Origin of the sequence: Rhodococcus sp. R1101 (assembly GCF_000278445.1) — a bacterium.
GTDB lineage: Bacteria > Actinomycetota > Actinomycetes > Mycobacteriales > Mycobacteriaceae > Rhodococcus > Rhodococcus gordoniae.
In genome coordinates this window covers 1-726 of the sequence record NZ_AJVB01000873.1, presented here as the reverse complement: position 1 = coordinate 726, position 726 = coordinate 1, and the positions used below count along the sequence as shown (strand labels likewise).

Annotated in this window: 1 protein-coding gene; it reads left to right on the top strand. The window is 64.3% G+C overall.

The window, feature by feature from the left end:
• Positions 1 to 251 precede the first annotated feature (251 nt).
• On the top strand, positions 252 to 726 hold a 475-nt coding region (locus R1101_RS0124910; protein WP_016935820.1), incomplete at its 3' end, for a cutinase family protein.

The window sequence follows — 726 nt, the reverse complement described above, 5'->3', positions numbered from 1 at the left end:
GGAGGTCGTTGATCTCGGCGATCTAGGGACGGACCCGGTCTCGGACCGCTTCGTCGGTGTACTGCGGGATCGAGCTACGTGAACGGTTCCGGCCGAAGCCTCGCGACCTCGATGACGATGTTCCGTTCACATCGTGCAGATATTCTCCGACCGTCACCGAGATCGCGCACCCTCACCATGCCGAACAAAGGAGACATCGATATCATCGACGTCGATTGTTGTCTGTCGGGGACACACGAGGAGAATCGCGCATGTCCCGGATCGATCGCAGACGCCGCCGTGCCGTCGGCCTGCTCACCGCAGGATTGTTTACCGCAGGACTGAGCGTCGCGGGTCCGGTCGGCTCCGCGTCCGCCGACCCGGCCCGCAACTGCCCTGAACGATACGTTCTCGCCGTCGACGGCACCCGCGGCTTCGAGACCCTCGACTCGATCGATCCGGAATCCCCCCTGGCGGAGATCTCCGCTCGCTACGAGGTTCCCGGCACGGTGGTCGAACACATCCGGTACCCCGCAGTGGTCGTACCGATGCCGGGTACCGGCTCGAGCGACGATTTCGACGGCATAGACGACGACGGTGCCGTCGCCTACGACAGGTCGAAGCAGATCGGGCATCAGCGACTCCGCCAGACCATCACCGTCCGACACAGCACCTGCCCCGACTCGGACCTGCTGGTTCTCGGATACTCGCAAGGCGCCTCGATCGCGGGAGACGTTCTCGCCGAGA